Genomic DNA, 25,242 nt, shown 5'->3' with positions numbered 1-25,242 from the left:
TTTTTGTCTGCTAAAGTGTGTCGACGTTTCTTTTTAAGGTGTTTTTGCAGGTTTTTGCGACTTTTTGCTGCTTTGCTATTTTTTAGTGTCTTTATTTTTGGTTTTTATTAGTAATTTAACAAAAATTTAACAACTCTAAACAGAAAAATTATGAACAGAAAATCTTTACTAATTCTATTAGGGATTTTGACCTGTTATGTGGTTTCTTTCGCTCAAACAACCATCAAGGGCAAAGTAACCGATCAGAGCAAAGTTGGAATACCCGGTGTTAGTGTGCTGGCTAAGGGGAGTACCGCTGGTGCATCTACCGACGGAGATGGGAATTATAGCATTTCTATGCCCGCAGGTGTAACCACCCTTGTTTTTAAATCAATTGGTTTTACAACACAAGAGATTGTGGTAGGTAGTAACCAAGTGATAAACGTTTCTTTAGTTAGTACAAACAATACCTTAGATGACGTTATCGTGGTGGCATACGGGACGGCAAAAAAAGGAAGCTATACTGGAGCTGCTTCTGTATTAAGTGAGAAGGTTGTAAAAGATGTTCCTGTTACATCGTTTGAAAATTCATTGAACGGTAGAATAGCGGGCGTACAGGTTGCTGCAACTTCGGGGCAAGCAGGTTCCACATCGAGTATTCGAATTAGAGGTATTGGCTCCATTAATGCATCTAACGAACCCTTGTATGTAGTTGATGGGGTGCCTGTTGTATCGGGTGATTTAAGTCAGATGGGTTCTTATACACGGGCATCAAACAATGTTATGAGTACCATTAATCCAGATGATATTGAAACTTTTACGGTATTAAAAGATGCTGCGGCATCGGCATTATACGGTTCTAGAGCAGCAAATGGAGTAATTATCATCACCACCAAAAGAGGTAAAAAAGGAAAACCCGTAATTTCGTTGAAATCGGCTGTAGGTTTTACACCGACTTGGGCAACAGATAATTACGAAGCAGCAAGCCCGCAGGATCAAGCTAATTTAACCTATCGTTTATTCCACGATTTACGCACACAGAGTGGACAATCGGAGGCGGCAGCAAGTGCTTATGCAATCGGACAATTAAATACGAGATTTAATAAACACGGCTATAAATTTTCAGTAGCGGGCACAGGCTTAGCTGAAAATGTAATTATTAGCGGTATGACAGATGGAATCGAAAATAGAGAAGGACAATATTTCGATTGGGAGGATGCTCTTTTTAGAACAGGTGTTTTTCAAACGCATGATATTTCGGTTAGTGGTGGCGATGATAATACCACGTATTATTCATCTTTCTCGTATACAAAAGATCAAAACAGGATTCGAATTAATGAGTTTGATCGTTTTTCAGGAAGAATTAATTTAAATCAGAAAGTCGGAAAATACGTTGATTTTACAACCAATGTAAATATTGCACGTAATAATCAATCGGGCTTCAACGATACACGAAGCACCGGTGCCAATTATTTCTTGCAGACCAGAAATTTACTTTGGCCTTTTTATTGGCCAACCGATTATAAAACAGGTGCTCCCTGGAATGCTCGCTACGGTAGTTTAGCACAAAATAATGTGTATTACGATAATGAGTGGGAGAATAGTTCAATCACGAAAAGAATATCAGCTAGTGAAACTTTAAATATTAAAATTTTACCGGAGTTAAATTTTAAATCGGTGTTCTCTTATGATAATACAGATGTTAAAGATCATTTGTATTATAGTGCTTTGCATTTTTCAGGGGTTGCTGCAAAAGGATCTGTTGATGAAATGGCTACCGACATTACAAAGATTGTTTCTTCAACAACATTGAATTACAATAAGAGTTTTGGCTTACACAATGTGACATTATTAGCTGGTTTTGAAGCAGAAGATAACACCACGAAATATCAACGTTCTTCGGGTACAGACCTACCTTCAAGTAGCTTACATTCGGTAGCCACTGCCGGTTTAACGAACGCGTCAGCATATGAATGGGGAAACTCAATTGTTTCGTTCTTATCACGTGCTGAATATAATTACAATCAAAAATACTATTTATCAGGATCGTATCGTCGTGATGCATCATCGAGATTAAGTCCAGAAACCCGTGGAGGTAATTTCTGGTCAGTAGCCGGAGCATGGAAAATCAATGGCGAAGATTTTATGAAAGATGTTTCGGTAATTAGTAATTTAAGATTAAGAGCTTCCTATGGTGTAAATGGTACATTGCCATCATCAGAATATGGTTGGCGATCGTTAACGGGATACGGATCAAAATACATGAATCTAGCGGGTGGAGCTGTAACAGGTATCGGTAATGAGAATTTATCGTGGGAAACAAGTTATACCTCTAATATTGCCTTAGAATTTGGATTATTTAATCAACGGTTAACGGGAACAGTAGAATTTTTTAATCGCGATTCTAAAAACTTATTGCTAGATGTGCCAATTTCAATGGTTACAGGATTTAGTACCTCACTTAGAAATGTGGGTGAAGTAAACAATAAAGGTTTTGAATTGGAAATTGGTGGTGATATAATTCGCAATGCTAATTTTAGATGGACTGCTTCGGTAAATGCAGCATTTATTAATTCAAAAGTAACCAAATTGTATAGAGCAGAAGGGCAGTCGACCGGGAATGATATTATCTGGTACGATCCAACTGGAGGCGATGCAAGAGCGCAGTATATTTATCGTGAAGGTTCGTCTATGTTGAGTTTTTATGGATACGAATGGGCTGGCGTTGATCCTTCAAATGGTAGAAATGTATGGTACGTAAACGATCCAAATAATGGATCAGCGGGAGATTTTCAATACAATGGAAGAGGAGCAACCTATACGTATGGTAAAGCAAATTATAAAATTATTGGAGATGGAACACCTGATGTATACGGTGGATTAAATACCGATATAGAGTATAAAGGCATTACCTTAGGTTTAAACTTTACGTATAAAATTGGTGGCGATTTATACGATGGCGCATTTAAAGATGTGGCTGATGATGGTTATTACTTTGAACGTATCAGATCGCAATATTATGTCGATAATATGTGGACAGCCGAAAATCCAACAGGTTCTTTACCTAAAATACAAGGAGTAGATTTAACAGATCCAATACAATACAGTACGCGTCAAATGCACGATGCAAGCTTTTTACGTCTTAAAAATATCACGCTAGGATATAGCTTGCCTAGGAAACTGATTGGTAAAATAGGCCTGTCAAATACCCGTATATATTTTAACGGATCTAATTTGTTAACCTTTTCAAAGTATAAAATTGCCGATCCGGAGGTAAATCAATTTAGCACAAGAGGATGGGAAACACCTTATGGTAAAACCTATACTTTCGGCATTGAACTTGGTTTCTAATTTTTTAAAGACTGTACAAAAATGAAAAAGATAAAAATATTGATAGCATGCTTAATTGTTTTAAGTCTGTCATCGTGCGAGAAGTTTCTTGATAAAGAGCCAACCAATGCTGCCGATTCCGATGAAGCTGTTAAAACGCCAAATGATGCCTTGGTTATGATTAACGGTATCATGAGGAATATGACAAGTTCTGAATATTACGGTAGAAACTTTATGTTGTATGGCGATGTAAAAGGAGGCGATATGACTATTTTCTCTCAAGGTAGAGGATCCGATGGTTTATATGTTTTTAATCATACCGCAACAGCAGGAAGTAATTCGAGCTATTGGTCAAGAATTTATTATTGCATAAGATTAACGAATAGCTTGTTAGCAAATATTGAAAAGCAAGAAGCGGCTGGTGTAACGGGTTTTAGTACGTATAAAGGACAGGCCTTAACCTTGCGAGCCATGATGTATTTCGATTTGGTGCGAATGTACGGTAAAGCCTATACGGATGATAAAGATTCATATGGTGTACCAAACATTACGGTTCCATTAGATGCCTCAGCTCAACCGCTTCGGGCAACAGTAGCACAAAATTATACGCAAATTTTAAGCGATTTAAAAGTAGCAGCTCCCCTCATGTCGAAAACTAAAACAGGAGGCTACATTAATTATTACGGTAATTTAGCGATGCAGGCGCGCGTTTATTTGAACATGAACGATATGCCTAATGCATTAAAAGCTGCTGAAGAAGTAATTACCACTGGTGGGTATACGCCTTATACCAACGCCAATTGGGTAGACTCTTGGAAAACACAGTTTGGAACAGAATCCATTTTTGAATTAAGCATATTTCCATTAGAAGGCGATTTAGGTGCAGCTTCATTAGGATATTACTTAAGAAGAAAAGGCGATGGGGGTGGAACGGTTTTAGGTTGGTTTATGGGTAGTGATTATTACTTATCACGCCTGAATCAAGATCCAACAGATGTGCGATGGGGTGTATTGGCTGCTGATGAAAGTTCTGCCACACACAAAGGCGCACTTTATAAATACAGTGGTAGTGTATCGCTAGCAGGCGATGGAAAGGCAACCAACAGTGCAGTAAATATTAAAGTAATTCGAGTTTCTGAAATGTATCTAATTGCGGCCGAAGCGGCATTTTTAACCGATAAAACTAAATCCGCTACCTATCTAAACATGGTGCGGAAAAGAGCACCTGCATTAGCAGCAGCAACAGCCGCAACGGTTACGATTGATATGATTTTGGACGAAAGAAGTAAAGAGTTATTTGGAGAAGGTCAACGCTTTTTTGATATGATCAGGCTAAACAAATCAATTACTTTTAACGACGAATTTGGTGCTTTAATTATTCCAGCCACCAATCGTCCTAAAACCATTGATAGAACTTTTTATAAAACCAGATTGCCTATTCCACAAGATGAGATTAATGCAAATCCTGGATTAAAACCGCAACAAAATACCGGATATTAGTTTATCTGAATGTTTAAACAAAACAAAAGCCTCTTAATGAAATATTTAAGAGGCTTTTGTTGCTATATGCTATAATTTTACTTCCGTTAATTCATCCGTACAGAACAACGTTTAATGATAAATCCAGCATGTTTCGTTCAGCAACGTGATTGCTATTTAAGCTTAATTACTTTACGCGTATTTTTCTACGCAACGCCACCAAAAAATAAATATGTTAACGAAATCGCGGTGATAATACCAACCAAATCGGCTAATAACATAGCGCCAACCGAGTAACGTGTATCTTTAATGCTTACTGCACCAAAATATACAGCAATTACATAAAAGGTTGTATCCGAAGAGCCCTGTAAAATACACGATAAACGACCTGCAAACGAATCGGCACCATACGTAGTCATGGTATCAATCATCATTCCGCGAGCGCCGCTACCGCTTAAAGGTTTTATGAGCGCGGTTGGAATACCATCGATAAAGCGAGAATCAAGTTGTAAAAAAGTACAAACGCTTTTCATTCCATTAATTACAATTTCGAAGGTGCCGCTAGTACGCAATAAACTGATGGCAATAAGCATTCCCACTAAGTAAGGAATGATTTTAATAGAGGTTTCAAAACCTCCTTTTGCACCGTCTACGAAAGCATCAAAAACGTTTACTTTTTTATAGAGTCCGCCCAATACAATGGATAAAAATATAAACAGCAATAAACCATTGCTTAAAATACCCGAAAAGGAGGTTAATTCGTTCATGCTTAAACGCGTTAAGTAGAACACCAAGCCAGCAATAATGGTTGATAGACCTAAAACCCAGGTTAAAATGGCAGGTTGAAAAATGTTAATCTTTTGTTTGAACGAAACAATAAACATGGCAGCCATCGTAGCTACAAACGTAGCAATCATGCACGGTACAAAAATATCTGTGGGGTTGGCGGCAGGTATTTTTAAAGATGCACGCACCGCAATGATACTCACTGGAATTAAGGTTAAACCAGATGCATGCAGGCATAAAAACATGATTTGCGCATTCGATGCACGTTCTTTGCTTGGATTCAGTTCTTGTAAACTCTCCATGGCTTTCAATCCAAAGGGAGTTGCGGCGTTATCGAGCCCCAGTAAATTGGCAGAGAAATTCATCACCATGTGACCTACAGAGGGATGTCCTTTTGGGATTTCTGGAAAAAGCTTTGAAAAAAATGGACCAACAATTCTAGATAACAAGCGAATGCCTCCTGCTTTTTCAGCAATGCTCATAAAGCCCATAAACAAAGCCATCACACCAATTAGACCAATACAAATATTTACAGCATTTAAGCAGGTTTGAATAACGCCATCAACATGCGTACTATTTAAAGGGTCATCGGCTTTGCCAATAATCATCCAATTAAATATATCGCTTTGCCCGAAGAAAAAACACTTGATACACGCAACTGCAATTGCGGCGATGATAAATCCAGACCAGATTTTGCTTAATGCCATTTAGGATTGTTTAGTTTATTTGAAGCGTCCAAATTACAAATTTTACCAGAATAAAATAGTCCCCGAAAAAGAAAAGCAAGACGATTTTTTTGTCTTGCTTTTCCGTATTTTAAATGGATTTCTAGATGGAAATCTTCCTGATTAGAGATGCTTAAGGTTTGTCATCTGTTAATTCGAAGCCCCACGATTTTCCTTTTTCTGTGGCAGGAATACCCGTCGACATCCATACCGGTGCTTTCGCACCTTTTAAATAGTAATCAAAAAATTGTTGCTCACGAATTTGAATGTCTTTACGGTTTTGACGCAAAATTAAGTTATGCGCTTCGTTATTGTAATTCAACATCCAAACCGGTTTACCTAAGCGACGTAAACCTGTGAATAATTCAATACCTTGATACCAAGGCACCGCACCATCGGCGTCGTTCGCCATAATTACCAAAGGCGTATTTACTTTTGGTAACATAAACAACGGTGAGTTTTCGATGTAAAGTTCAGGTTTTTCCCAAAGTGTTGCACCAATTCTACTTTGTGTTTTTTCGTATTGAAACTGACGATTCATACCACTTTCCCAACGAATACCACCATACGCTGATGTCATGTTCGCTACCGGAGCACCTGCCCAAGCAGCTGCATACATATCGTTTTGCGTAATTAAATACGCAACTTGGTAACCGCCCCAACTTTGGCCTTGTATACCAATTTTACTACCATCAACCCAGCTGTTTTTCTTTAAACTCTCTACACCAGAATTGATGAAATCAACAGCCGATTGTCCCGGATGACCGGTAGTGTAGCTAATATCTGGAGCAAAAACCAAATAACCGTTGCTTACGAAGAAAGAAATGTTCAAACGTGAAGGGGTAGGAGCCGGTGCTTGATATGCATATAAACCTTCCGAAAGTTTTTCATAGAAATACACAATCATCGGATATTTCTTGTTCGGGTCAAAGTTTTCTGGTTTATACAAAATACCTTCACTCGAAAAGCCTTTTGGCGTATTCCATTTTACCAATTCGGCCGTACCCCAATTGTAGTTTTGTTGTTGTGGATTCGTCGCCACCAATTTATTTTCAGTTTTAAAATCGCTTGTGTAATAAATGGCTGGTGGAACCGCATAATTTGCTTTATCGTACAAGTACACTTCAGCATCCTCTGCTTTTACGAGTCCTGAATATTTCATTTTAGCCATTACTGCTAACTCGGGCGCTTTTAGGTTGCTCACATTTTTGCGGTAAAAACCGTTTTCCTTCGTGGTGTTGTTAAATCCACTCAACCAAATGGTTTGATTGGATTTAACAAAATTATCATCCGCATTGCGTTCAAATCTATTTTCTGTTTTTGCATTATCGTAGCGGAAAGTGATTTTATTCGCGCGACCAAAGCCGCCTGTTAAATTTTTAGCAGGAGTTTTACCATCTGGCGAAAACGACCAAATATCGTAGCGGTCATATAATAAAACAGCTTTATCCTCTTCTAACCAAGTTGCCAACCCATAAGGCGATGCATAATCAGGAACGTCGTTGTCTTCGTCAACAAATTTTACGCTCATGCCTGCGGTTAACGGTGTAGTTTTTCCGCTAGCAACAGTATACGAACTCCAATTACCAGTCACACGGTCAAAGAAAAGGATGTATTTTCCAGTTGGCGAAGCACTTGCATAGCCATTTAAGTCTTCCATAATTTTCTTGCGCGCACCGGTTTTCGTATCAACTAAATAATAGTCTTTTGAGGTGCTGCCACTCCATTGCGATTGAACTCTGCGACCATAATCGGTAGAAGCCAATACAAAATCAGCATTCCCAGCATTTAATAAACTGGCATCCGGTAATTTTACATCTGTTAAAGGCAAAACTTTTGGGTCTGCACTATACACATCAATGACCGATAGGTACGATTTTTTGCTATCCCTATCTGCATTTCTCAACTGCATCGGTTGTAAATAATCGTCTTTGTAGTTCCAAACATCAACTTTTGCCACTTCAAAATCAACAATGGTGGTGTCCTTTGCTTTTTTAATAGGAGCAATGCCGAAAAATAATTTCTTACCATCCTTGCTGAAATTTAAACGACTATCGCCACTGATAGACCATTTATCCGGTAATCCGGGCATATCAAAATCAACGATAATTTGAGCGGTATCCAGTGATAAAGAATTGTAATAAATGTTATAGTCTTTAATTTCTTGTTTTTCAGGGCTTTGTTCTCCAATAAAGGCCAAGTGCTCACTTTCTTCGTCGAAGGTAAAACTCTTAAAGCTACCCTTTCCTTTTATCAAGGTTTTCAAGCTTCCTTTTTCGGTGTTTAATAAGTACACACCCTGTGGTGCCGTTTTATCCTTTTTAGAGCCACTGCAAGCAAAAACCAGTTGTTTTCCATCTTTGCTAAAGGCATAATCGGTAACATATTTATACGTTTTCTCTACGCCTGTGCTTAAGTTCCGTACAATTAAATCGGTACCTTCCTCTTTTTTATCTCCCGGACGTGGTTCGTCAGCAAAATCAATTGCTGCATCTTTTTTTCCTGCCTGATTAGCTTTTTTCGCTGTATCCAATTTATCCAATTGGTAGGCTAAAAATCCAAAGCCTTCTTCCGCAAATTTAAAAGATTTTACGCGCGGCACTTTTACCACGTTGTTGGTACTTAAATTCGCAATTCCCAGCGTGTCTTTTGGCATTTCCTCAGGCTTTTTCTTTTTTATTTTAGCCTGACGGATGGCGGCATAAAAAGGGCGAATGGTAAAAGCAGCGTATTTAGAATCGGCACTGAATTGTCCATTTAAAGCCCTTGGTATCGTTATTTTAGCATTGGTTTTTAAATTAGAAAGATACAATTTGGCATCTCCTTCTTGCTGTAAAACACCATACATAGCCCATTGACCATTCTTTGCCAATGTTTTTTGTCCTACAGACTCCCATGAATCATACACCGTATGGTCAACCGGTTTTTTTTGCGCATAAGCAAAACTAGCAGCTAAGAGCATGAGTACAGTTAATCGTTTTTGCATTTTTTGGATGATTAATTTGTTAGTTATGTCTTTATAAGTCCGAAAATTAGATTTTTTTAAGTGAAAATTAAAATTGTAGGCTAAATATTACAATTGTCGGCTTTAAAAATCCTTGGTTTAAGCAATCAAGCTATGGGCATTATTTATATCTTTAAAACATGAAGTATTTTTTCTCGTTCCTTTTATTTTTTGTACAAATGCTAGCTTTTGGTCAAAAAGCACAAGACATTCACGATAAGGCAATCGTAATTGACACGCATGGCGATATTTTGTTCAATCTAATTAAGTCGGGAATTGATATCGGCCAAGAGCAAACCAAGGGGAATTTCGATTTGGTGCGCGCCAAACAAGGCGGTTTGGATGTGCAATTTTTTTCCATTTGGTGCGACGAAACCGGAGGCTACGCCCAAGCCAATCGCGAAATAGATTCGCTTTACAGTTTAATCAAGCGATATCCCAATAAAATTCAATTGGTTAAAAATGCTACTGAATTGCAGCAAGTTGTAAAATCCAAGAAAATGGCAGCCATGATAGGCGTAGAGGGCGGGCACATGATTGAAAATCGATTGGATTATATCGATAGTTTAGCCAAACGCGGCATGAAATATCTCACCCTAACCTGGAATAACAGCCCTTCTTGGGCCAGCTCCGCTGCTGATGAAAGCGCTGGAAAAATCAAATCCGAAAACGCGGGGTTAAATGCTTTTGGGAAACAAGTTGTACAGCGCTTAAACGAGTTAAATGTTTTGGTCGATTTATCGCATGTAGGCGAACGGACCTTTTACGATGCCATAGCTACTTCAAATAAGCCTATCATCGTATCGCACAGTTGTGCCTATCGTTTAAATCCGGTGCCACGCAATCTGAAAGATGAACAAATAAAAGCGGTAGCAAAAAATGGCGGTGTTATTTGTATAAATTTCTATAGTGGTTTTTTAGATAGTACCTTCGATACAAAACAAAAAGTTTTTTTAAACAAATATGCCGAAGAGCTAAAAGACTTAAGTGCAAAACTAGGCAGAAGCACCGCAATTGATACACTTCTGGCAAAGTATCCGGACGAAGCCGATTTAACGCGTCCGCCAATTGATTTATTGGTAACCCATATCAATCATATTGTAAAATTAATTGGAGTGGATTACGTGGGGTTGGGAGCCGATTTTGATGGTGCGGAATCTTTCCCACTGGGTATAAACAGCGTAGCAGATTATCCAAAAATAACCGCCGCATTGTTAAAAAACGGGTATTCCGAAAAAGATATCGATAAAATAGTGGGGGGCAACGTGATTCGCGTGTTAAAGGGGAGTAAACCCTAGTTTCAAGCACTTCTACTCATATTGAATTTGACTGACACAGGGCACTTGCCTGTGACTTTAAAATAAACTAAATTTGCATTCAATTCAAACACAAAAGAAACAATGTCAACAGAAAACGAACACGTACAGTGCTTAATTATAGGCTCAGGCCCGGCAGGTTACACAGCAGCAATTTATGCCGCCCGTGCAGATTTAAAACCTTTAATGTACACCGGTATGCAAGCTGGTGGGCAATTAACGCAAACAACTGATGTAGAGAATTTCCCTGGCTATCCGCAAGGAATCATGGGGCCAGAAATGATGGAAGATTTCCGTAAACAAGCAGAACGCTTTGGTACAGAAATTCGTTTTGGTTATGTGAGTTCAGTAGATTTTTCAGCAACACCACACAAAGTAGTGGTAGATGATATTAAAACCATTACAGCCGACACCGTTATTATTGCAACTGGTGCAACCGCTAAATGGTTGGGTTTACCAAGCGAGCAACAATACAACGGTTTTGGTGTTTCGGCATGTGCCGTGTGCGATGGTTTCTTTTTCAAAGGACAAGATGTGGCTATTGTTGGCGCGGGTGATACTGCTGCAGAAGAAGCAACTTATTTAGCTAAATTATGTAACAAAGTACATTTATTGGTGCGTAGAGACGAGTTCAGAGCGTCAAAAGCAATGGTAGCACGTGTATTGGCTACACCAAATATCGAAGTACATTACAATACCGAAACCCAAGAAATTTTAGGAAATGGTAAAAATGTAACCGGTGTACGTGTTTTAAATAATAAAAACGGCAACGAAACAGAACTTCCAGTAGAAGGTTTCTTCGTAGCAATTGGTCACAAACCAAATACCGATATTTTCAAAGGGCAATTAGATATGGATGAAACTGGTTATTTACTAACCAAACCGGGTTCAACACTAACCAACATAGAAGGTGTTTTTGCCTGTGGCGACGTGCAAGACATGTATTACCGCCAGGCAGTTACGGCTGCAGGTTCAGGTTGTATGGCTGCATTAGATGCAGAAAGATACTTGGCTGCAAAAGAACATCCAGTTGAAGCATAGATTAAAATAATCATCAAAATAGAAAAGAGAAATTCGATAAGGGTTTCTCTTTTTTTGTAAAGTAACTTCCTGCTTCGGTTCCAATACAGTCCGGCTTTCTGCTAAATCTTTTAAAATAATTCAACTTAAAGAGCATTAGTGGTTTATTTTAAAAGGATATCGCTGCAATCCGGTTTAGGCTTGAATGGAAGAAGCCTGAATAAGCAAGCCTCTTACTAAATGCAGGTCTAGAATGCTTAATCAAACGTTTGTGTTGGTTTGTAACGAAAATGTGATAATATCAGCCAAATTCGAATCTCTATCTTAGGTTTTATTATCTATTAAAAAAAACAAATTATGAACAAGATTCTGTCGATTGTTTTTTGTGCATTTCTCAGCGGTTCAGCTCTGGCGCAAAACGATGCAAACCTTGGTATTATTCCAGCACCCGTGAGTATCAACAAAGCAAGTGGAAATTTTTTACTTAATAAAACGGTGGTACTTCAATCAGAAGGCACGGAAGGAGCTAGAATAGCCGATTTATTGAATGCTTTTATCGTTGCAAAAGGAGGTTTTTCGCTTCGCGAAGTAAAAACACTAGCAGCCAATCAAAAAGCAATTGTTTTAACATCTGCAGGAGCCGATAAATTACCTGCTGAAGGGTACACGATTAAAATTAGTCCCACTAAAATTGTGTTAACAGGAAAAGGTGCCGGCCTGTTTTACGCGGTTCAATCGCTGATGCAAATGATGCCTGCGAAGGTAAATGAAACCATTACCTTACCTGCAGTAACCATTAACGATTACCCACGCTTTAGCTACAGAGGAACCATGTTAGATGTAGCACGTAATTTTTTCCCGATTTCATTTGTTAAAAAATATATCGACCAATTAGCCTACTATAAAATCAACACGTTTCATTGGCATTTAACCGATGATCAAGGTTGGAGGCTTCAAATTAAAAAATATCCAAAGTTAACAGAAGTTGGGTCGGTTAGAAGCGGAACCATTATTGGTCATCATCCTGGAATTGGGAATGATTTAATGCCTGCCCGTGGTTTTTATACCCAAGAAGAAGCAAAGGAAGTGGTAAAATATGCCGCTGAACGATACATTACGGTTATTCCAGAGATTGAATTACCTGGGCATGCTTCAGCAGCCATTGCGGCTTACCCCGAGTTAAGTTGTTTTCCAGACAGTGATACAGTTGTTTTTCCGAAAGTAGCATGGGCCGGAAGTAAAAGCGGTAAAAATGTACAACAATCATGGGGCGTTTATCCGGATGTATTTGTGCCTTCAGAAAATACTTTCAGCTTTTTGAAAAACGTTTTAGATGAGGTAATAGCTATTTTTCCTTCGAAATACATCCATATTGGAGGCGATGAATGTCCGAAAACATACTGGAAAAAATCAGCATTCTGCCAAAACTTAATCAAAGAAAAAGGCTTAAAAGATGAACACGAATTGCAAAGCTATTTCATTCAGACTATTGAAAAACACATCAATAGCAAAGGCCGTTCAATTATTGGATGGGATGAAATTCTCGAAGGCGGTTTAGCGCCAAATGCAACGGTAATGAGTTGGAGAGGAGAAGATGGAGGTATTGCTGCCGCAAAAGAAAGCCATGATGTCATTATGACACCGGGTTCAAAAGGATTATACATTGATCATAAACAATCCAATTCACCAGATGAGCCTGTAACCATTGGAGGTTTTGCTCCATATACGAAAATATATGCCTATGATCCGGTTCCAGCAGTTTTAACCGCCGAGCAAGGTAAGTTTATAAAAGGCGTTCAAGCTAATTTATGGGCTGAATACATTAAAACCCCTGCCAAAGCAGAAAATCATGCTTTTCCACGGTTATTGGCCTTAGCTGAAATTGCTTGGACACCAGTAGCACGGAAAGATTTAAAGAACTTTCAAGAAGAGCGCTTGCCTGCACATTTAGCATATTTGGATACAAAAGGTATCAATTTTTGGGTGCCTACGCCAATTGGCCAAACAACGGATAAAATTTCGGCAGCCGAATACGAATTAAACCTAAAGTCGCCAGTAACCGGCGCCAAAATTTATTACACCATTGATGAAGCAAGACCATCTGAAAATGGCTCTTTGTACGATACACCCGTAAAAATTAAAGTGCCAAAAGGCGAAAAAAGAACGCTGAAAACAATTGTAGTAGCACCTAGTGGACGCAGAAGCGTAGTAACAGAAACCGTAATTGAAAATAATTAAAAAGAAAATCTGTAAATGACACAAGTGAAAAAGCAGTTGATGGGTTTAATCGGTGTACTAATGGTGTGTTTATCTAGTACAACAGTTCGTGTATTTGCTCAAGAAGATCCCAATTTTGGAATTATTCCGGCACCCGTGTCTATTAAGACCAACCATTCAACTTTCAAAATTGATAAAAATACCGTAATTGTAGCAAATGGCACCGAATGTAATCGGATTGCCCAACTTTTTCAAAATTTCATTCTAAACAATACGTCACTTCATATGCCAATCGTTCAGCGTTTTACGGCAAAACAAAAGGCGATAGTTCTTACAGATGAAACCGATAGTACATTACCTGAAGAAGGATATACAATTGCCATTCAAGCAAATTTAATTCGGGTGAACGGGAAAAATGCGGGACTTTTTTATGGATTGCAGACACTCATGCAAGTCATCCACATTGAAAAGAATGCAGCCTCCTTTGCAGGCTTAACCATTCGTGATTATCCACGCTTTAAATATCGTGGGTTGATGTTGGATGTGGGTAGGCATTTTTATCCAGTGTCGTACCTGAAGTCAACCATCGATGTATTGGCGTATTATAAAATTAATCGCTTTCATTGGCACCTAACTGAAGATCAGGGATGGCGAATTGAAATTAAGAAATATCCAAAATTAACCCAGATAGGATCGAGTAGAAATGGTACTATTATCGGACGAAAACCAGGTTTCGCAAACACAAATACAGTTTATCAAGGTTTTTATACACAAGATGAGGCCCGCGAAATTGTGCGCTATGCGGCCGAACGATACGTAGAAGTGATTCCCGAGATTGAGATGCCAGGTCATAGCTCAGCGGCCATAGCATCCTATCCCTGGTTAAGTTGTTTTCCTGATCGAGATAGCTTTGTAGCCGATTTTACGCCTTGGTCTGGTTTTAAAAAAGGAAAGCAAGTTCAGCAAACCTGGGGCGTAACAGAGGATGTGTACGTACCTACTGAACAAACTTTTGCTTTTTTACAAGATGTGTTGGAAGAGATAATGGCCATATTTCCATCGAAGTACATTCACATTGGAGGCGATGAATGCCCTAAAACGTATTGGAAGGAATCGGATTTTTGCCAAAATTTGATGAAAGAAAAAGGTTTGAAAAATGAAGATGAATTGCAAAGCTATTTCATCACTCGGATTGAAAAATTTGTATCCAGTAAAGGCCGAAAAATTATTGGTTGGGATGGGATTCTAGAAGGAGGATTGGCACCTGAGGCTACCGTAATGAGCTGGCGCGGTGAAGTTGGGGGGATTGAGGCTGCTCAACTCAAGCATGATGCAATTATGACTTCTTATTCCGGAGCTTTATACCTCGATCATCGTCAATCGGCTAATGCCGATGAACCAGTGTTGTGGGGTGGTTTAGCGCATTATAAAAAAGTGTACGAATACGATCCTGTGCCAAAAGTTTTATCTGATGAGCAGAAAAAATTTATTATTGGTGTACAAGCTAATTTATGGGCAGAGTATATGGTAAACAGCCGCTTGGCCGATTATCAATTATATCCGCGCTTAATGGCGCTTGCCGAAATAGCATGGACGCCACTTGAACGTAAAAATTTGCAGAATTTTCAAGAACAACGCTTAGCAAAGCATTTGGCAGATTTTGATAAAAACGGACATAATTTTTGGGTTCCTACACCTATTGGGCAAGATGAAGGTTTACAAAATGGCGATTTATTTGCCATCAAGCTAAAATCGCCCATTAAAGGTGGTAAGATTTATTATTCATTGGATGAGTCAAGACCGTCTGAAAATACCCTTATTTATATGAATCCTTTTCAATTACATGTACCAAAAGGTGAGAAAAGAATCCTTAAAACAATTGTGGTAGCACCAAGCGGAAGAAGAAGTGTAGTGCAGGAAACGATTTACAACAATGGGGCGGGAGACGTTAAAATGGATAAAAAATCTTAATTCTTTTGTTTTTTTCAGTTAATGCTTATTTTGGTACACCAAACCTATTATTTATCAGTATGAAATTAGCTCAAGCTATCAACTGCTTTTTTTTAGCCTCAGGTATGCTATTTTTAGCATCCTGCAGCAATGATTCTGAACCAGCAAAAGTAATCGATTCGCAACTTAGCACAACGGTAAAAAGTCCTTTTAAGTTTTATAAAGATATCGAAGTTAAACCCGGTTTAAACTTCGAATTTTTTAGCTGGGGTAAAGGGGTTGATTCTATTGGTGCGTACCAAATTTTGATGTCGGATTCAGCACGGAATGCCTTTAAGTCAACATCAGTGGAGCGCAAAGGAATTTTGACGGACGTGTGGAACATGGATTTAGACAATGACGGAAATCCTGAATTTTATATTCAATTGCTCAGTAAAAAGAATATTTCCGATTTAAACGTATTTGAATATGCAGGTGGATCTTTTAATAAAATTAATTTTCCATCCCTTACCAGTAATCAAAAAAAGGGGTATTCGGGAGAGGATAAATTTTTCCAGAAAAACGGAGATTTGTTCCGTTCTTTTCCGATTATAGATCCTGCAGACAGTACAAAAAAAATAATAAAAACCTATCAGTACAAGTTTAGTGGCAATAGTTTTTCCATGCAAGAATTGCAAGGAGTAGAAACCAAAAAATAAACGATCTTGGTTATTATCGGGTTAATACTAGAGGATGAAAAAGAATTTTTCTGTACGTGACCGGATTAAAAGTTTTAAATACGCTTTTAATGGCCTCTTTTGCTTCTTTAGGCAAGAGCACAACGCACGTATTCATGCCGTAGCAGCAGTAGGAACTATTTTACTTTCCTGGTATGTGGGGCTTTCCCGAATGGAGTGGGTGGCTATTTTTCTGGCTATAAGCCTAGTAATCATCACGGAAATACTCAATACCGCCATAGAAAAATTGGCTGATGCTTTTACCGAAGAATTTCATCCCAAAATAAAAGTAGTAAAAGATTTAGCAGCAGGAGCGGTGCTCTTTGCTGCTTTTTTTGCGCTTGCGGTAGCGTGCATGGTGTTTATTCCGAAGGTGGTGTAGTTACGGATTTAATACGGCATCCAATCGTTCTTGAATAATTTTATCCCAGCGTGCTTGCATTTTATGATTGCTACCATGTTCGGTTTCCTCATCGTAATTGCGTTGCATGGTGTCGTAAAAATTGCTGATGCTATTGGCTAAATCGGCAATTTCGGTTTTGTAATTTTTTACAGAATATGACCGGTTTTTCATTACGCGATCTGCTTCTTTCAATAAAATAAATTGGATATTCACGTGTCCTTGCTCGTGATGCAAGAGTGCGTTGCGAACTTCTTCATTTTTTATCTTTTCCCACTTTACCCACGAACGGCTTTTGTCTACATAAATATCATTTTGGAACCTAATACTTACGCGGTTGCGGTGTAGGGTATAATCGTAGCTGTATTTCCATGTCAGCGCGGTTAACGCTAAGAACGGAGAATTTTTATCGGCTTTGCCCTTGTAATAACTTTCCCAATTTACTTGAACAGGTCTTACATAATCTTGTTGCGCATTGACATGGATATAGCAACCAAAAACGAAAACTAAAAGGACAATTAATTTCTTCATTGCCGAAATAGTGAAAAAATCATGCCTAAATTATTGCGGTTGCGAAATTTGTTCGCTGATGCGCTCAAATTTTTCAATTAACAAAGCAATACGTTCTTTTTCTCTTTGGATAACTTTTTTGCGTAAAATGGTAGAACAAAAGATCATCCAAGCTGCCGTAAAAGCAATGGTAATTACTTTTTGTAAAGGGGTAAAGTACGGCAGAATTTCAATAAAATAGAACACAAAGCCTAATGAGATCGCGCCGGCATACACCCAATATAGTTTTGTGTAGAGTTTGTATCTGTTTAATTGATATGTTTTTAAGGTTTGTAAGTATTCTTTCGGATAAACGGTAAAATCCTTTCTAGCCAACAATCGATGGTCGCGATAAAGTAGCCAAGTATATTCAGCGATTGCACAAATAATAATGCTAATACCCAAATGTGTGCTCCACGATTCGAATTTAATAAATATCCAAACAGCAGCGATGGCCAGAAAAGCACTCACCATACCTAAAATGTTTAAGATGGACTTAAATTTTAAGTTATTTACTTCTTTTTTAGCTTGTTGCAGCATTTCATCAGCAGAAACTTTTATGTCTACCTCGTGCTTTTGCCACAACTCTTGTATTTGATCAAACGCTTGCATATTGGCTATATAGTTCTGTTAATTTTTGTTTTATGCGGTGGATTTTTACACGCAGATTCCCCTCGCTAATACCCGATATTTCTGCAATTTCATTATAGGGAAGTTCATCCAACACCATGGTGATAATCAAGCGATCGTTCTCTTCTAATTTTGAAATGCAGGTATATAGGAGTGCCACTTGCTCATTCTTTTCCGAGTATTCTTCAACCTTGGTTTCAATGATGTTATCCGTCAATTCATCTTTCGATTGTCTTTTTTCTGAACGCAGATAGGTTAGACAGGTATTGACCGCAATGCGGTAAATCCAAGTAGAAATAAGGGATTTATTCCGGAATTTATCTAGGTTTTGCCATACTTTTAAAAAAGTTTCTTGCAGCAGGTCGTTGGCAGCATCACTGTCGCCGGTATAGCCATAGCATAAATGAAAGATCTTCTTAGAATTAGCGTCGAATATCTGCTTAAATAACTTGTCTTTGTTCTCCATTAAAAGGTGGATAATTACCTGTTAGATACAGGATGGAATACAATGTTACAAGAAAAAGCAGAGAAATTCTGCTTTTTCGGAGAACAAGTGTAAATAATAAGCATGTGAAAAGTAGAGTTATCCCAATTTTTCTAAAATTTTTTGCATTAATTTTATCAGTACTTCTTGTGCATCTGTATCTTTCGTTGTAGCAGAATTTAAAAATTCAAGTTTGCTGCTATTATCCACATGCTTCCATGAATTTTCAAAATAGCTTTCTGAATCAAAGGACAGAATGCTACCAACAGAGGTTTGTAGGATATCAGCAATCCCAAAGAGATATTTCGTATTAATTGTTTCGTTATGTTCTAGTTTTCCATATTGGACAATACTTAAGCCAAGTTCGTTTGCAACGTACTGCTGTGTGTAATTCCTCAGTTCTCTTAATTTTCGGATGTTCGCTCCAATGTTAGGGTGTATGTTTTTTATTTTCATAGTTGATTATAGCATGTGGTAGGATAAGCCTACCAACAAATCTTTTGACAAAAGTTGTGCTTAATTATTTTGTAAATTATGATGTTTAATTAGATGTTATAGTCTTATTTTATTTTATATCATTTTATGATTCTTCGAATATCGTGGGAAAATCACCAAAATTTTAGATTACTATTGATGGTTTCTTATTAAGTTTTTTTATTAAAATGTTAAGTCTATTAAAATACGATAAAATAAAGGTAGTTTTATGATTACTTATGGTATTTTTAAATATACAAATGTAATGTTTTTTAAAGTATACTGCAATTTCGTTAATCTTTCAAAGAAGGTGTTGATTTATGAGAAATTCTAAAGGACTTTTTACGGAGCAATTGGTTGTTTTTTTGTGATATTTTTTATTTCCTTAGCTTCAAAATTGTGTACACAAAGTAATTATTGTAGTTTTACCAATTAAAGCCGACAAACTTTATTATTGGTTCATGAAAAAAAACAAACTCACTTTATTCATTTTTATCGCGTTAATTGCAGGTATAGCATTAGGATATATTTTAAATGTGAACTCCATAAGCACTTACAATCAAAATATTCTCAATGCTGATGCTAAAATAAAGAGTATTGAAGTATCCATAGCTAAAATAACGGATACTACAACCGCTCAATTTAGCACGTTAAAAGCAGAGCGAAAAGCCACAGCCAAAGTAAAAAAGGAGAATGAGGAAATTCGCGAGAAAAAGTTAGAATACTTTACGTTGTTAAGCGATATCTTTCTTCGCTTAATTAAGATGATTGTTGCGCCTTTAGTCTTTACTACCTTAGTAGTAGGGGTAGCAAAAGTAGGAGATATTAAGTCTGTAGGTCGTATTGGAGGGAAGACATTGGGCTGGTTCATGGCCATGTCATTAATGTCTCTTATTTTAGGGATGATTTTAGTGAATGTATTTGAACCGGGTAAACACATGAATTTGCCTTTGCCGGATCATTTGACGAATACGGGTATTCAGAAAGCGGCCATGAGTGTAAAGGATTTTATAGCCCACGTATTCCCTAAAAGCATTGCGGAGTCCATGGCTACCAATGAGATTCTTCAAATAGTTGTTTTTTCTTTGTTTTTTGGTGTGGCAACAGCAGCGATTGGTGAAGCCGGCGAAATTGTGATCAAGGTTTTTGATGCAATTGCGCATGTAATTCTAAAAATGACAGGTTACGTAATGAACTTTGCACCCTTAGCTGTTTTTGGTGCGATGACAGCTATCATTGCCAAGCAAGGTTTAAACGTATTAAATACGTATGCTATTTTTATTGGAGAATTTTATTTCGGACTAGCTATTTTATGGGCTATCTTGATTTTCTTAGGATTTTTGATTGTAAAGAAACGTATTTTCAAATTGGTGAGCGACATGAAAGAACCGGCTGTATTGGCATTCAGTACCGCTAGTAGCGAAGCCGCTTATCCGAAAACCATGTTGTTATTAGAGCGTTTTGGCTGTAAAGACAAAATTGTTAGTTTCGTTTTGCCTTTAGGTTATTCTTTCAATTTAGATGGATCCATGATGTACATGACATTTGCTTCGTTATTTATTGCGCAAGCATACGGCATACATTTAGGCTTTGAACAACAAATTTCCATGCTGCTCATTTTAATGTTAACCAGTAAAGGTATAGCAGGTGTACCACGCGCATCGTTAGTGGTAATTGCAGGTACCATAGCAAGCTTTAATATTCCAGAAGCAGGCTTGGCTTTATTAATCGGAATTGATCCTCTTTTAGATATGGGCCGTTCAGCTACAAACGTGGTAGGAAATAGTATTGCAACTGCAGTAGTAAGCAAGTGGGAAGGTGAATTAAAAGAAAGCGCTTAAGTCAAGTTTTAAAAAACGGAATACAATTAGTTATCAATTTAATATAATATCAATTTACGGTGTCAAGTTCAGGGAAAAAATTATTTCTAGTCATCACCATTGTGGTGCCAATGATTATTTATTGCTACGTTTATTATAAGCCCATAATTCAAAATGCTCCATTTAGGAAAGATGAATTTGTGTCAATGGAATACCATTGGGGATTAAAGGATACCCTTGAAAACCATTATTATTCAACTTCGGGGGAGTATGAATTTTTAAATACGAGAGATTCGCTCATTAAAAAAACGGTTCGTTTAAATAATTCAGACATTCTAACCATTCACTATCAAGCAAATGAATTGGGTTTGTGGAATTTTCCTGATACCATTGGAAGAAAAAGCAAAAAATCGATGTCGGTTCCTCGTTATGAAATGATTTTTAATTACAAGCGAAAATCAAAACATGTAGTGATTTACAGCGATTTTGATGGGAATCCGAAATTAATGTCGTCAGCAGTTGCGATGAGAAAAGCCATTGAGACGCAGTTGGCTCTTGCTGAAAAGCGCTCAGGTAAATAATTCTGGTCTTTCAGAAACTAGCATAGAAAATAGCTATAAAAAAGCAGGACAATGGTTGTTCTGCTTTTTTTGTGTAATTTGTGCATCCGCCAAATGAACTTCATTATCGAACTCATTTGGCAATTCCGGGTTTAAGAATTTTACGTACTTTTAGGTGTAACAAAACATAATTAATTGCATTCTAATAACTAAAAATAAAACGCCTTGGGAATATTTGACACCATCCGCCAGAAGTTAAGCAACGAATTCATTGACATCATTGAATGGCTTGACAATACAAACGACACCATTGCTTATCGCTTTGAACGTTACCAAAATGAAATTAAAAACGATGCTAAACTCATTGTTCGAGAAGGACAAACAGCTGTTTTTATAAGCGAAGGAAAACTTGCCGATGTATTTACGCCCGGTACGTACACCTTAAACACACAAAACTTACCGATTTTAAGCACGCTTCAAGGCTGGAAATATGGCTTTAACAGTCCATTTAAAGCTGAGGTATATTTTGTCAATACACGCTTATTTACAGAAGAGAAATGGGGAACCAAGAATCCGATCATGCTGAACGATGAGCGATATGGTTTTACCGAGATTAGGGCTTTCGGAAGTTATAGCTTTCGCATTTTGGACGCCGGAAAGTTCATTATTGATGTTGTGGGAACGAATGCTAATTTCATCAATACGGAGATTAATGAGCATTTAAGGAGTTTAATTGTTACTCGATTTACGAATACAGTAGGCAAAGCTAATTTACCTTTAGAATTGTATGCTGCGAATACCACCGAGCTTTCAAATACCTGCAGAGAAGTCATGCAGCCTGAATTTGCTCGAATTGGAATTGAGTTGGAGAAATTCTTTATTGAGAATATTTCGCTCCCTGATGAACTGAAAAAGGAAATTTTTGAATACAGCCGTTTAAACAAAATTGATCTTCAAAAACTGACACAGTTTAAAACTGCACAAGCCATTGAAGAGGCCGCTAAACAAGAGGGAGGAGCTGCTGGAACCGGATTAGGAGTAGGTATGGGATTTACCATGGCTCAGCAAATGGCAAATAGTTTAAATCCTGCACAACGGTCAAGTGACGCTACACCACCACCGATGCCGGTTGAAGCACAGTATTATTATTCACTCAACGGTCAACAAATGGGACCGGTAAGTTTAAACCAATTGCGTGATTTATATTTGAATAAATCCATTGGCAACGACTCACTTGTTTGGAAACAAGGCATGAGTGCCTGGGCTGTTCTGCATACTATTGAAGAGTTAAAATCTTTCAGTACTTCAAGTACTCCACCACCGCTTCCAAATCCTTAGTTTTTTCTTCATTATATTTAATTACGCTCATTTATGGAGAAAATAATTGAAACAGAAATTAATCGGACCTGCAATCAATGCGGGGCCGAACTTACATATAAACCCGGAACACAGCACTTAACCTGTGCTTATTGTAAAAGCGATGAACGAATTGAATCGAGTACCCATAATTTTAAGGAACTTGAACTAGATCATTATCTGAAGCTTGTGGGTGAAAGTGCGTATACGCAAACCATCGATTTACTTCAATGTAAAAATTGTGGAGCGAATCAGCACCGTGAGGAAAATGTAAAATCGAGCTTGTGTGTATATTGTAACGAGCCCTTAATACAAGCCGATGAAGTCAAAGAAGGTTGGATTCTTCCGAGCGCGCTAATTCCATTTCAGCTTGATCATCAGCATGCAAAACAAATTTTTGCCACATGGGTTAGAAAAGGTTGGTTTTCTCCGAGTAAACTGAAAGTGGCAACGTTGGATCCAAAAAAAATACACGGCATTTACCTGCCTTATTGGACTTTTGACGCCGATATGAACGTAGATTACGATGGACTTCGGGGCGAATATTATTACGTGACAGAAAGTTATCAGACAAAAGAGGGCACCAGAACGCGGCAGGTTCAAAAAATTAGATGGTATCCTGTAAGTGGAAGTGTGGATGGTTTTTTAGATGATATTTTAATCAATGCTTCAGTAAAGAAACAAACGGAAATACCGGCAGGCATTGCTAATTGGAATTTAACACAGCTATGTGATTTTAATTCGAAATATTTGGCAGGCTTTACTACTGAGAAATATTCCGTATCGTTAAAAGATGGAAATCATTTGTCGTTCCAACGCGCGGAAGAAATTGCCAATAATTGGGTTCATGAGGATATTGGTGGGGATTTACAACAAGTTACACACGCATCCATTACGTTGAGCAATGAAACTTTTAAGCATATTTTATTGCCTATTTATTTCAGTTCGTATCAGTTTAACAACAAAGAGTATTTCTTTTATATCAACGGACAAACCGGACAAATTGATGGAAAAAGACCCTATTCTTTCTGGAAAATTTTCTTCCTTGTTTTACTGATTATCGTAGTCATCCTGCTGGTGTCGATGTTTGCAGGTTAATTCCAAAAAAAATGTCCAAACAATTTTTGTTTGGACATTTTTATGTTTTAGCTTAAGGAACTATTCGTAGTTGTAGGTTCCTTTTTCGCTGATGATGGTTACTTGTTTTTTATCGCTTTCCTCAACACGACCAATGATTTGCGCATCGATGTTAAAGCTTTTTGAAATGGCGATAATTTCTTCGGCAATTTCTTGAGGAACGTATAATTCCATGCGATGACCCATGTTAAACACTTTGTACATCTCTTTCCAATCGGTACCAGATTCCTCTTGGATTAATTGGAATAGCGGTGGAACAGGAAATAAATTATCTTTAATGACGTGAATGTTATCGTTTATAAAATGCAATACTTTGGTTTGTGCTCCGCCGCTGCAATGAACAATTCCGTTAATTTTTTTACGATGTTGTTCTAAGATTTTCTTGATAACAGGAGCATAGGTACGTGTAGGTGAAAGTACTAATTTTCCAATGGTGGTTGGTCCAAATCCTTCGATATCAATGGTATCAGTCAGTTTCTTTCCTCCAGAAAATACGAGGTCAAATGGAACCGCTGGATCAAAACTCTCTGGATAGGCCGTTGCGACTGATTTATCAAAAACATCGTGTCTTGCAGAAGTTAATCCGTTTGAACCCATACCGCCATTGTATTCCGTTTCATAGCTAGCTTTGCCTGAAGAACTTAAGCCTACAATTACATCGCCAGGCTTGATGTTATCGTTGCTAATGATATCTTCCCGTTTTAAACGGCAAGTTACTGTTGAGTCAACAATAATGGTTCTTACTAAATCGCCCACATCGGCAGTTTCGCCACCTGTTGAATAGATTGAAATTCCTTGTTCGCGTAAATCGCTTAAAATAGCTTCTGTTCCGTTAATCACTTCGGCAATTACTTCACCTGGAATGAGGTTTTTATTACGGCCAATGGTTGAAGACAATAAAATGTTATCGGTAGCACCAACACAAATTAAATCGTCGATATTCATGATAATGGCATCTTGCGCAATTCCTTTCCAAACCGAAGCATCGTTTGTTTCTTTCCAATAAACGTAGGCTAAAGACGATTTTGTTCCTGCTCCGTCTGCGTGCATAATGTTGCAATATGCATCATCATTTCCCAATATATCGGGGATGATTTTACAGAAGGCTTTCGGGAAAATTCCTTTGTCGATATTTTTGATGGCATTGTGCACATCTTCTTTTGAGGCAGAAACGCCACGTTGATTATACCTGTTATCACTCATGTTACCGCAAAGATAGGGTTTTAAGCTTAAACACTAAAGTTGAAAAGGATTCTCTTTTGCAAAAATTATGCGGTTGATTTTTCGGCCTTATCGACCTTACATATTTA

The 25,242-nt window shown here is 37.8% G+C and carries 19 protein-coding genes; 12 read left to right on the top strand and 7 right to left on the bottom strand.

Annotation, left to right across the window (positions count from 1 at the left end; translation table 11 throughout):
• Positions 1 to 150 precede the first annotated feature (150 nt).
• Together ACJVDK_RS05285 and ACJVDK_RS05280 are read left to right on the top strand one after the other, a co-directional pair.
• On the top strand, positions 151 to 3,330 hold the full coding sequence (locus ACJVDK_RS05285) for a SusC/RagA family TonB-linked outer membrane protein (protein ID WP_443939246.1): 3,180 nt from the start codon (positions 151 to 153) through the stop codon (positions 3,328 to 3,330).
• Positions 3,331 to 3,351: 21 nt separating this feature from the next.
• Positions 3,352 to 4,809 (top strand): RagB/SusD family nutrient uptake outer membrane protein, encoded by a 1,458-nt coding sequence (locus ACJVDK_RS05280; protein ID WP_443939245.1) that lies wholly within the window; start codon positions 3,352 to 3,354, stop codon positions 4,807 to 4,809.
• A gap of 185 nt (positions 4,810 to 4,994) precedes the next feature.
• Here the strand turns inward: ACJVDK_RS05280 and ACJVDK_RS05275 are convergent, their stop codons facing one another.
• Both ACJVDK_RS05275 and ACJVDK_RS05270 read right to left on the bottom strand, forming a co-directional pair.
• Positions 4,995 to 6,281 carry a nucleoside recognition domain-containing protein gene (locus ACJVDK_RS05275; protein WP_443939244.1) on the bottom strand — a complete coding sequence of 429 codons (1,287 nt, stop codon included), beginning with the start codon at positions 6,279 to 6,281 and terminating at the stop codon, positions 4,995 to 4,997.
• 151 nt (positions 6,282 to 6,432) lie between these two features.
• Positions 6,433 to 9,285 carry a prolyl oligopeptidase family serine peptidase gene (locus ACJVDK_RS05270; RefSeq protein ID WP_443939243.1) on the bottom strand — a complete coding sequence of 951 codons (2,853 nt, stop codon included), beginning with the start codon at positions 9,283 to 9,285 and terminating at the stop codon, positions 6,433 to 6,435.
• A 158-nt stretch (positions 9,286 to 9,443) separates the two neighbouring features.
• Between ACJVDK_RS05270 and ACJVDK_RS05265 the strand changes: the two genes are divergently transcribed.
• The 6 genes from ACJVDK_RS05265 to ACJVDK_RS05240 all read left to right on the top strand — a co-directional run bounded on the left by ACJVDK_RS05265 (position 9,444) and on the right by ACJVDK_RS05240 (position 16,904).
• The gene (locus ACJVDK_RS05265) at positions 9,444 to 10,601 is read left to right on the top strand and encodes a dipeptidase (protein ID WP_443939242.1); all 1,158 of its coding nucleotides are present in this window, start codon (positions 9,444 to 9,446) and stop codon (positions 10,599 to 10,601) included.
• Between the two features lie 102 nt (positions 10,602 to 10,703).
• A complete protein-coding gene (trxB, locus tag ACJVDK_RS05260; RefSeq protein ID WP_443939241.1) occupies positions 10,704 to 11,660 on the top strand; it encodes a thioredoxin-disulfide reductase in 957 nt (318 codons plus the stop codon).
• A 336-nt stretch (positions 11,661 to 11,996) separates the two neighbouring features.
• Complete coding sequence (locus ACJVDK_RS05255) at positions 11,997 to 13,877, top strand: beta-N-acetylhexosaminidase (protein ID WP_443939240.1); 1,881 nt, start codon at positions 11,997 to 11,999, stop codon at positions 13,875 to 13,877.
• A 15-nt stretch (positions 13,878 to 13,892) separates the two neighbouring features.
• Positions 13,893 to 15,827: a beta-N-acetylhexosaminidase gene (locus ACJVDK_RS05250; protein ID WP_443939239.1), complete on the top strand. Its 1,935-nt coding sequence runs from the start codon at positions 13,893 to 13,895 to the stop codon at positions 15,825 to 15,827.
• Positions 15,828 to 15,886: 59 nt separating this feature from the next.
• Complete coding sequence (locus tag ACJVDK_RS05245) at positions 15,887 to 16,504, top strand: hypothetical protein (protein WP_443939238.1); 618 nt, start codon at positions 15,887 to 15,889, stop codon at positions 16,502 to 16,504.
• Positions 16,505 to 16,538: 34 nt separating this feature from the next.
• Positions 16,539 to 16,904, top strand: a complete 366-nt coding sequence (locus ACJVDK_RS05240; RefSeq protein ID WP_443939237.1) for a diacylglycerol kinase family protein — start codon at positions 16,539 to 16,541, stop codon at positions 16,902 to 16,904.
• On the opposite strand, the gene ACJVDK_RS05235 is transcribed toward ACJVDK_RS05240, so the two are convergent.
• From ACJVDK_RS05235 to ACJVDK_RS05220, 4 genes are all read right to left on the bottom strand, one after another.
• On the bottom strand, positions 16,905 to 17,453 hold the full coding sequence (locus ACJVDK_RS05235) for a DUF922 domain-containing protein (protein ID WP_443939236.1): 549 nt from the start codon (positions 17,451 to 17,453) through the stop codon (positions 16,905 to 16,907).
• Between the two features lie 30 nt (positions 17,454 to 17,483).
• The gene (locus tag ACJVDK_RS05230) at positions 17,484 to 18,083 is read right to left on the bottom strand and encodes a hypothetical protein (protein ID WP_443939235.1); all 600 of its coding nucleotides are present in this window, start codon (positions 18,081 to 18,083) and stop codon (positions 17,484 to 17,486) included.
• Positions 18,070 to 18,567, bottom strand: coding sequence for an RNA polymerase sigma factor (locus ACJVDK_RS05225; RefSeq protein WP_443939234.1), 498 nt, complete (start codon positions 18,565 to 18,567; stop codon positions 18,070 to 18,072). The genes ACJVDK_RS05230 and ACJVDK_RS05225 overlap by 14 nt, the downstream gene beginning before the upstream one ends.
• 117 nt (positions 18,568 to 18,684) lie before the next feature.
• On the bottom strand, positions 18,685 to 19,041 hold the full coding sequence (locus tag ACJVDK_RS05220; protein WP_443939233.1) for a helix-turn-helix domain-containing protein: 357 nt from the start codon (positions 19,039 to 19,041) through the stop codon (positions 18,685 to 18,687).
• Between the two features lie 479 nt (positions 19,042 to 19,520).
• Between ACJVDK_RS05220 and ACJVDK_RS05215 the strand changes: the two genes are divergently transcribed.
• The 4 genes from ACJVDK_RS05215 to ACJVDK_RS05200 all read left to right on the top strand — a co-directional run bounded on the left by ACJVDK_RS05215 (position 19,521) and on the right by ACJVDK_RS05200 (position 23,893).
• Positions 19,521 to 20,900, top strand: a complete 1,380-nt coding sequence (locus tag ACJVDK_RS05215; protein ID WP_443939232.1) for a dicarboxylate/amino acid:cation symporter — start codon at positions 19,521 to 19,523, stop codon at positions 20,898 to 20,900.
• Between the two features lie 59 nt (positions 20,901 to 20,959).
• A complete protein-coding gene (locus ACJVDK_RS05210) occupies positions 20,960 to 21,460 on the top strand; it encodes a hypothetical protein (RefSeq protein WP_443939231.1) in 501 nt (166 codons plus the stop codon).
• A gap of 204 nt (positions 21,461 to 21,664) precedes the next feature.
• Positions 21,665 to 22,777 (top strand): SPFH domain-containing protein, encoded by a 1,113-nt coding sequence (locus ACJVDK_RS05205; RefSeq protein WP_443939230.1) that lies wholly within the window; start codon positions 21,665 to 21,667, stop codon positions 22,775 to 22,777.
• 33 nt (positions 22,778 to 22,810) lie between these two features.
• Positions 22,811 to 23,893: a hypothetical protein gene (locus tag ACJVDK_RS05200; protein ID WP_443939229.1), complete on the top strand. Its 1,083-nt coding sequence runs from the start codon at positions 22,811 to 22,813 to the stop codon at positions 23,891 to 23,893.
• A 60-nt stretch (positions 23,894 to 23,953) separates the two neighbouring features.
• Here ACJVDK_RS05200 and ACJVDK_RS05195 read toward each other — a convergent pair whose 3' ends face one another.
• Positions 23,954 to 25,135 carry an AIR synthase-related protein gene (locus ACJVDK_RS05195; RefSeq protein ID WP_443939228.1) on the bottom strand — a complete coding sequence of 394 codons (1,182 nt, stop codon included), beginning with the start codon at positions 25,133 to 25,135 and terminating at the stop codon, positions 23,954 to 23,956.
• Between the last annotated feature and the right edge of the window lie 107 nt (positions 25,136 to 25,242).

This window comes from Pedobacter paludisoli (genome assembly GCF_052344095.1).
Classification (GTDB): domain Bacteria; phylum Bacteroidota; class Bacteroidia; order Sphingobacteriales; family Sphingobacteriaceae; genus Pedobacter.
This window is presented reverse-complemented; position numbering and strand designations above follow the sequence as displayed.

What these genes read in the sequence shown, in the direction of transcription:
- ACJVDK_RS05285 (WP_443939246.1), top strand. Translation starts at nt 151, where the DNA reads ATGAACAGAAAATCTTTACTAATTCTATTAGGGATTTTGACCTGTTAT.
- ACJVDK_RS05280 (WP_443939245.1), top strand. Translation starts at nt 3,352, where the DNA reads ATGAAAAAGATAAAAATATTGATAGCATGCTTAATTGTTTTAAGTCTG.
- ACJVDK_RS05275 (WP_443939244.1), bottom strand. Translation starts at nt 6,281, where the DNA reads ATGGCATTAAGCAAAATCTGGTCTGGATTTATCATCGCCGCAATTGCA.
- ACJVDK_RS05270 (WP_443939243.1), bottom strand. Translation starts at nt 9,285, where the DNA reads ATGCAAAAACGATTAACTGTACTCATGCTCTTAGCTGCTAGTTTTGCT.
- ACJVDK_RS05265 (WP_443939242.1), top strand. Translation starts at nt 9,444, where the DNA reads ATGAAGTATTTTTTCTCGTTCCTTTTATTTTTTGTACAAATGCTAGCT.
- trxB (WP_443939241.1), top strand. Translation starts at nt 10,704, where the DNA reads ATGTCAACAGAAAACGAACACGTACAGTGCTTAATTATAGGCTCAGGC.
- ACJVDK_RS05255 (WP_443939240.1), top strand. Translation starts at nt 11,997, where the DNA reads ATGAACAAGATTCTGTCGATTGTTTTTTGTGCATTTCTCAGCGGTTCA.
- ACJVDK_RS05250 (WP_443939239.1), top strand. Translation starts at nt 13,893, where the DNA reads ATGACACAAGTGAAAAAGCAGTTGATGGGTTTAATCGGTGTACTAATG.
- ACJVDK_RS05245 (WP_443939238.1), top strand. Translation starts at nt 15,887, where the DNA reads ATGAAATTAGCTCAAGCTATCAACTGCTTTTTTTTAGCCTCAGGTATG.
- ACJVDK_RS05240 (WP_443939237.1), top strand. Translation starts at nt 16,539, where the DNA reads ATGAAAAAGAATTTTTCTGTACGTGACCGGATTAAAAGTTTTAAATAC.
- ACJVDK_RS05235 (WP_443939236.1), bottom strand. Translation starts at nt 17,453, where the DNA reads ATGAAGAAATTAATTGTCCTTTTAGTTTTCGTTTTTGGTTGCTATATC.
- ACJVDK_RS05230 (WP_443939235.1), bottom strand. Translation starts at nt 18,083, where the DNA reads ATGCAAGCGTTTGATCAAATACAAGAGTTGTGGCAAAAGCACGAGGTA.
- ACJVDK_RS05225 (WP_443939234.1), bottom strand. Translation starts at nt 18,567, where the DNA reads ATGGAGAACAAAGACAAGTTATTTAAGCAGATATTCGACGCTAATTCT.
- ACJVDK_RS05220 (WP_443939233.1), bottom strand. Translation starts at nt 19,041, where the DNA reads ATGAAAATAAAAAACATACACCCTAACATTGGAGCGAACATCCGAAAA.
- ACJVDK_RS05215 (WP_443939232.1), top strand. Translation starts at nt 19,521, where the DNA reads ATGAAAAAAAACAAACTCACTTTATTCATTTTTATCGCGTTAATTGCA.
- ACJVDK_RS05200 (WP_443939229.1), top strand. Translation starts at nt 22,811, where the DNA reads ATGGAGAAAATAATTGAAACAGAAATTAATCGGACCTGCAATCAATGC.
- ACJVDK_RS05195 (WP_443939228.1), bottom strand. Translation starts at nt 25,135, where the DNA reads ATGAGTGATAACAGGTATAATCAACGTGGCGTTTCTGCCTCAAAAGAA.